We start from the raw sequence: 7,058 nt of genomic DNA on the forward strand, positions 1-7,058 counted from the left end.
CTGAAGTGCTGTGTTATTAGAAGCGACAGAAAAAGCCCGCTTTTAACCAAATGAATAAAGAGGAGTTTCTTCAGTTAGTCTCAAAAGTAAGTAAGGGAACAGCAACAGATGCAGAGATTGCTCGTTGTGAAGCTTGGTTCAAATCTATTGATGGAGAGGTGCGCTGGAATACGGAAGAATTAGGGAAATCTGATTTGAAGAAAAAATATTTGTTAGATCAGATCCAATCTCAGATCAATCAACGGGAAAATAGCCGGAAGAGATCTCTTTTCTTCAGATTGGCTGCTGCTGCAGTTCTTATACTGCTGGGAATAGGTTTGTTCTTTTTTAAAACGGCTGTTTTTTCTGATACAGCCAAACAAATTACTGTATATAAAAGTGATGTGAAACCCGGTTCCAATAAAGCTTATCTAACCTTGGCCAGTGGAGAAAGGATTAGCTTAACTGATGCATCTCATGGTGATATTGCGGAACAATCAGGTGTTAGGGTAACGAAATCTGCCACCGGGGAATTAATATATACTATCGGAAAAACAAATAGCCTCTCTAAAAATATAACAGGATCCAATACCATTGAAACTCCTAAAGGAGGACAGTACCAGATCAGTTTACCAGATGGTACTAAAGTTTGGCTTAATGCCGCCTCACGGTTAACCTATCCTGTTTGTTTTGCAGCCCATGGCGAACGAAGTGTTGAATTAAAAGGAGAGGCCTATTTCGAAGTCTTTAAAGATAAATCTCATCCGTTTAAGGTCAAAAGTTCCGGACAGGAAGTTGAAGTACTTGGTACCCATTTTAACATCAATTGTTATTCAGATGAAAACGTCGTCAAAACAACTTTACTTGAAGGAAGTGTGCAAATACGAAATTCTTTTAAAGGAGAGAATGATGCAAAAACAGTGTTGAAGCCAGGGCAGCAATCTATCCTTAAAGATCGGCAAGTGAAGGTTAAAGAGGTAGATCCGGAAGAGGCCATTGATTGGAAGAACGGAGAATTTGTGTTTACCAACGAATCTTTGTCCAGTATTTTAAGAAAAGTGGCAAGATGGTATGATGTAGAAATCGTTTACATGGGTACATCTGAAAATCCTCCAACATTTACTGGTTCGGTTTCTAAATTTGATCAGGTTTCCACCTTGTTACATATGCTGGAAAAAGCAAGTAAAGTGAGATTTACCATTGAAGGCAGGATGATAAGAGTAAAACAATAGCAAGTAATGGGACTAACCAGCCATTAAATAAACAGAACAATCAAATTAAATCTAAACAGTATGAAAAAAATCTACCACAACACCGGTTAATGTAAATGGGAAGCGGAAAAAACCATGAAAGTGTTGCGAGCACTTCCATGGGTAAGTATCTGAGCTAACCCCAAAACAAATTAGAGATCAGTTTATCGTATTAACCCAAACAATTCAAAAATAGCAAACCATCGGGATATTGCTGCATAAATAGCAATCAAATCTGATGCGTGTCCGGCTATGGATGAAACAACAAACAAAGCAATGAAAACAAATGCTTTTAACCCAGGTGAGGTATGTCCAAGCCTGTCGGCCAAATTTCTACAAATTATGAATTCGGTATTCCGAAGAGTGATCGGGACCGATAAAAATAACATACTCATGAGAGTTAACTTAATCATAATTATCATGACCACTTGCTTACTACAGGTCAGTGCATCCGGTTTTGCACAAAGGATTACGTATTCTGAACGTAATGCTACGCTTGATCTTATTTTCAGGCAAATTAAAAAACAAACTGGTTATAAGATTTTATATTCCGATCAGAATGTAAACGGGAACTTTAAGATCAATGTGAATTTTCAGAATGTTCCGTTAACAGAGGTTTTAGAGACTTGTCTGAAGAATAGCGGACTAACTTATGAAATAGACCAGAAGAATATTGTGATTAAACAAACGGAAATTACCTTCCTGGATAAATTAAGAAACCTGTTGAGTAATATTGACGTAAAAGGAAAAGTCTTTGATGAATCAGGTAAGCCTTTGCCGGGAGCGGTTATTAAAGTAAAAGGGAAGGGGCAGGCTGCAAGTACTGACGCCGCCGGGAATTTTCATTTAAGTAATGTTGAAGAGAATGCGGTCCTTACGATTTCTTTTATTGGCTATATCACTAAAGAGGTTACTGCAACAAAGGACCTTGGAACGATTGCCCTGGAACTGGACAACGCAAAATTGGAAGAAGTGGTGGTGGTTGGTTACGGAACACAAAAGAAAACGAGTTTGACAGGCGCAGTAGCCACAATTACTGCTAGTCAAATTAACGACAGGCCGGTAACATCTATGCAGAATGCTTTGCAGGGAGTATCTCCGGGATTAACCGTAATCCAGCGGCCGGGGGATGTCAGTTCAGTAGGAACGATAACATTAAGAGGCCGTAGCAATCTCGGTTCATCTGCCCCAATGTACATTATCGACGGAGTACCTGCAACAAGTACTCAGTTTGCGTCACTCAATCCAAATGATGTAGAATCCATATCGGTCTTAAAAGATGCGGCCTCTGCATCAATTTATGGATCAAGGGCAGCTAATGGTGTGCTTGTGGTTACAACGAAACGTGGGCAGGGGGGAGATGGAACGCCATCTATAGAACTGAATACCAATTATGGCATTCAATCTCCAACCAGATTGCCTAAATACACAAACGCGACGGATTATGCTACCCTCTATAATGAGGCTTTAACTAACGCCGGAAAAGCACCTCTTTATTCTGCTGCACAGATACAAAAGTTTGCGGATGGCAGTGATCCGGACAATTATGCAAATACAGACTGGTATAAACTTGCTTTGAAAAAAAATCCTAAACAAAGTAATTCCACCGTTAGTATCAGCAGTGCAGGGAAAGCAACCAATTATTACTTTAGTGCTTCTTATTTAAACCAGGAATCTCTGGTGCCCAATAAAGATCAGAACAGGTATACTGTAAATTTAAATGCGGATACGAGAATAAACTCCATGCTTAAAATTGGAACTATTATCTCTTACTATCGTCAGAACTTTGATACCAGAGGCGGGGAGTTAAATTGGACTTCTTTAAACCGTTTAACACCCGTGTTGGCTGCCCGTCAATCTGATGGTTCCTGGGGTACCATAGCAGGTGGGGCACTTTCTTCTACACTTGCTGCAGATAATGTTTTGAGGAGAATGGCGGAGGCCGGTAAAAGTTATAACCGGAATAATTATCTCCAAACTGCTGCTACGGCCGTGTTAACTCCGGTAAAGGGTTTATCTGTTAATGGGCTGGTTTCTTTAAAAACAACGAACACCAACTCATGGGCATTTACCAACACGATGGATCCCCTTATCAATTTTATCACCAAAGCGCCTTTAACATCTACTGCAGTAACCATAAATGAACTAAAGGAAAAATGGGGAAAGGTGCAAAATTTTCTGGTGCAAGGCTATGCTGATTATCAATATACAGCAGGAAATCATTTTGCAAAGATTATGGTCGGCGCATCGCAGGAAAGTAACATTACCAGATATGCATACTTGGGGAGAAAGAATTTTCCGAATAACGATATGACGACGATTGTCTCAGGATCTTCTGCTGCAGAAGATGTAAGTGTACTGAAAGATGATGACAATAATGATATCCTGGGAAATAGTACTTCAGATCTGGAATGGGCTATGCGCTCCTTCTTTGGTCGTTTCAACTATAGTTTCAAAAACAGATATCTGTTGGAAGCGAATCTTAGGATGGACTATTCTTCACGTTTTGACCCGGCTTATCGCAAAGCTGTTTTTCCTTCTTTCTCTGCAGGCTGGAGAATCTCTCAGGAGGAATTTATGAAAAATATTTCCTGGATCAACGACCTTAAGTTAAGAGGGTCATGGGGAAGTCTTGGCAATCAGGATGCTGTTCCTTTGGGTAATTATTTCTCGCTGCTTAACCTGGGTTATAGCTATAGCTTCGACGGTGTTCCTTATGATGGCGTTTCCCAAAGCTTTGGGGTTAATCAGTTGGCAACATGGGAAAAGGTATATATGACGAATATTGGTCTGGACTTTTCCACACTTAAGGGAAAGCTTAATGTGACTGCTGATTATTATATCAAGAACTCTAAAGATATTTTAATTAAACCTACAGGAAGGTCAACCTATGCACTGACACCGCCTTTTGAAAATTTAGGTTCTGTAAGAAATAAAGGATTGGAATTGAACCTGAACTACAACGATATGATTGGTAATGATTTCAAATATACCATTGGCGTTAATTTATCTAAAATCAGCAACAAAATTACCGGCCTTGGTGGAGATAATTCCCGTACACACGATACCTACTATATTGACCAGTTGGGCGCATCAGTAGGTTCTTTTTATGGTTACCAAGCTGAAGGCTTGTTTAAAGATGCTGCAGATGTTTCCAGTCATGCCTTCCAAAGTGCAGCGACCGGACCTGGCGATATTAAATATAAAGACCTCAATGGTGATGGTAAGATAGATGCCACTGATCGCACTGTAATCGGCAATGATGTACCCTTTCTTAATTATGGAGTTTCTTTAAGTGGCTCTTATAAGGGTTTTAGTTTAGAGATCTTGACTTATGGCGTGGCTAATGTTAAAACCTATTTTGATAGTGAAGCAGGTTCTCCATTCTTTAATAGTGCAGGGATAAAAGAGCCGTTTAAAAACAGGTGGACCAAAGAAAACCCAGATCCAAATGCAGAATTTCCACGTTTGTTACGCAGCCAGGACGGGCCTCAGAATACACAGATTTCTTCATTTTGGTTGTTCAGCGGATCCTATTTCAGAGTTAGAGGATTAACATTGGGTTATACTTTACCAACACTGCTTACCCACAATTTGAAAGCACAATCCATTCGCTTTTTTGTTACAGCGAATAATCCGTTCACTTATATGGCAGATAAAAGACTTGCCGATTACGATCCTGAAAGCGGCTCTGGCCGCGGTGGATATCCAGGCGTAAAAACATGGTCTTTAGGAGCTAGTATTAAATTTTAAGGCATTTAAAAACAGAAATATGAAAACGAATATCAATATAAAATGGATGGGTGCTTTTGTGATGCTGCTCACTATAGTATCTTGTAAGAAAGACTTCTTAAACAGGCCCCCTCAGGACCAGTTATCTGATGCTACATTCTGGAAAACAGAAAATGATGTGTTCGGAGCCCTTAATACCGTTTACAGCAATACTCTTGGCGGAGAAGGTGCTACAATTTATGAAGATGCTAAAACCGATAATGCTTATGGGCAGTATCCCTGGGAAAGTACAGCAACAGTAGTTTCTTCGGGCGATATTAATTCTGCCAGTGATGCAGGCTGGGACTTTACAGCGATAAGAAGTGCTAATTTGTTATTGGAAAATGCAGATAAAGCAACAATGGATGCTACCAGAAAGGAAAGATATAAAGCGGAGGCCAGGTTTTTAAGGGCCTATTCTTATCTTGACCTGATGAATAAATTTGGTGATGTGCCTATCATTACCAAAACACTTACTATAGCGGAATCGGATGTAAAAAGAGATCCAAAAGCACAGGTATATAAATTTATCACAGACGAATTAGATGCAGTGTCTAAGGTTTTACCGGCAAGCTATGCCGGAGGAAAGTATAATGATAAAGGCCGGGTAACCAAAGGTGCTGCATTGGCGCTTAAGTCAAGGGCACATCTTTATAATGGAGATTGGCAGCAGGCGTCAGATGCGGCACAACAAGTTATGGGCTTAGGCTATGAGTTATTTAAAGTGACTGCTGAAACAGGCGATGATCTGGCAGATGATTATAGCAAATGGGCTACTTTTAGTGATGCTGCAGAGGAGAAGAAATTCCGCCTTGGGATCAGGAGCTATGAAGAAATTTTCTGGGCCAAAAATAAACAAAATAGCGAAGTGATATTGGACAGGCAATATATTGCTCAAAAGGATGTTAATTACCTGAATACCTATTTGCTCTCCAGTGCATTGGGAGGATGGTCATCTGTTACACCAACACAGGAATTGGTGGATGCTTATCCGAACTATAAAACAGGAGAGCCTGTCACTGCGACAGATGCGGCGGTTAGAGCAAGTTTATTTAAAGCCAATGATCCGGCTTTCTATAATGAATATAAAAATCGGGATCCAAGGTTTTACGCCAGTATTTTATTTGTTGGCAGTCCGTGGAATACTATAGAAGCGGATTATACCTTCTCCTGGAATGGTGGAGGAAATAACAATTCTTCAACGGGTTATAACTTTAGGAAGCTAACTGATCCCGAAATTTACAAAGCTCAACTGGATAATTATTCCAACATTATCCTGATCCGTTATGCCGAAGTCTTGTTAACCTATGCAGAAGCTCAAAATGAACTGTCAGGACCAAATCCGGCGGTATATAAAGCAATTGATGATTTGAGGGACAGAGCCGGGATGCCACATGTGGACCAGGTGAAATATGCTGCTAAAGATGCTATGCGAGAGTTGATCCGCAGGGAACGCAGAGTAGAACTGGCCCTGGAAGGTCAGCGGTATATGGACATCAGAAGATGGAAAATTGCGCCTCAGGTGATGAAAAATACGAATGACATCAGGAATAATCTGGCCCAAAAAAGGGTGTGGACAGATAAATTGTATCTAATGCCGATCCCTCAGAAGCAAATGGACATCTCGAAAAACTTAACACAAAATCCTGGTTATTAGTGGGACTCTGAGCACAAGAGGTTGAGTAAATGCAATTGTAATTGTACTAAAAAGGGGAGTCATGATGCGATGGCTTCCCTTTTCTTTTAATCTAAAACGTTTGCGGTAATAATTCAGTGCGACTTTCCTTATTTATAGCAGATGTTGTATAAATTAGAATCATGTTAAGAGTCTCCTTTTTTTGTCTTTTCCTGTTTTATACGACTTGTCTTCAGGCACAAAACTATTCTAAAGATTCAACGATCCCTGGTTTGATCCCAATGCCTGATCAATTTCAACCTGGGGCAGGTACATTTCTTCTCAATGATGAAACACCAATTATTTTGAACAATGCAAATGCGGATAATATAGCCTGGTACCTCAAGACTGAAGTTTTAAAAACTACTGGAATAGTACTTCAC

General features: G+C 40.0%; 4 protein-coding genes. All 4 read left to right on the forward strand.

The window, feature by feature from the left end; all coding sequences use genetic code 11:
- The first annotated feature begins 50 nt into the window (after positions 1-50).
- Positions 51-1,211, forward strand: coding sequence for a FecR family protein (locus DBR11_RS07410; protein WP_108551128.1), 1,161 nt, complete (start codon positions 51-53; stop codon positions 1,209-1,211).
- Between the two features lie 438 nt (positions 1,212-1,649).
- Positions 1,650-4,982, forward strand: a complete 3,333-nt coding sequence (locus DBR11_RS07415; protein ID WP_158275238.1) for a TonB-dependent receptor — start codon at positions 1,650-1,652, stop codon at positions 4,980-4,982.
- A gap of 19 nt (positions 4,983-5,001) precedes the next feature.
- Positions 5,002-6,657, forward strand: a complete 1,656-nt coding sequence (locus DBR11_RS07420; protein ID WP_108551132.1) for a RagB/SusD family nutrient uptake outer membrane protein — start codon at positions 5,002-5,004, stop codon at positions 6,655-6,657.
- A gap of 161 nt (positions 6,658-6,818) precedes the next feature.
- On the forward strand, positions 6,819-7,058 hold a 240-nt coding region (locus DBR11_RS30100; RefSeq protein ID WP_233260680.1), incomplete at its 3' end, for a glycoside hydrolase family 20 zincin-like fold domain-containing protein.

Origin of the sequence: Pedobacter sp. HMWF019, from assembly GCF_003061025.1 — a bacterium.
Lineage (GTDB): Bacteria > Bacteroidota > Bacteroidia > Sphingobacteriales > Sphingobacteriaceae > Pedobacter.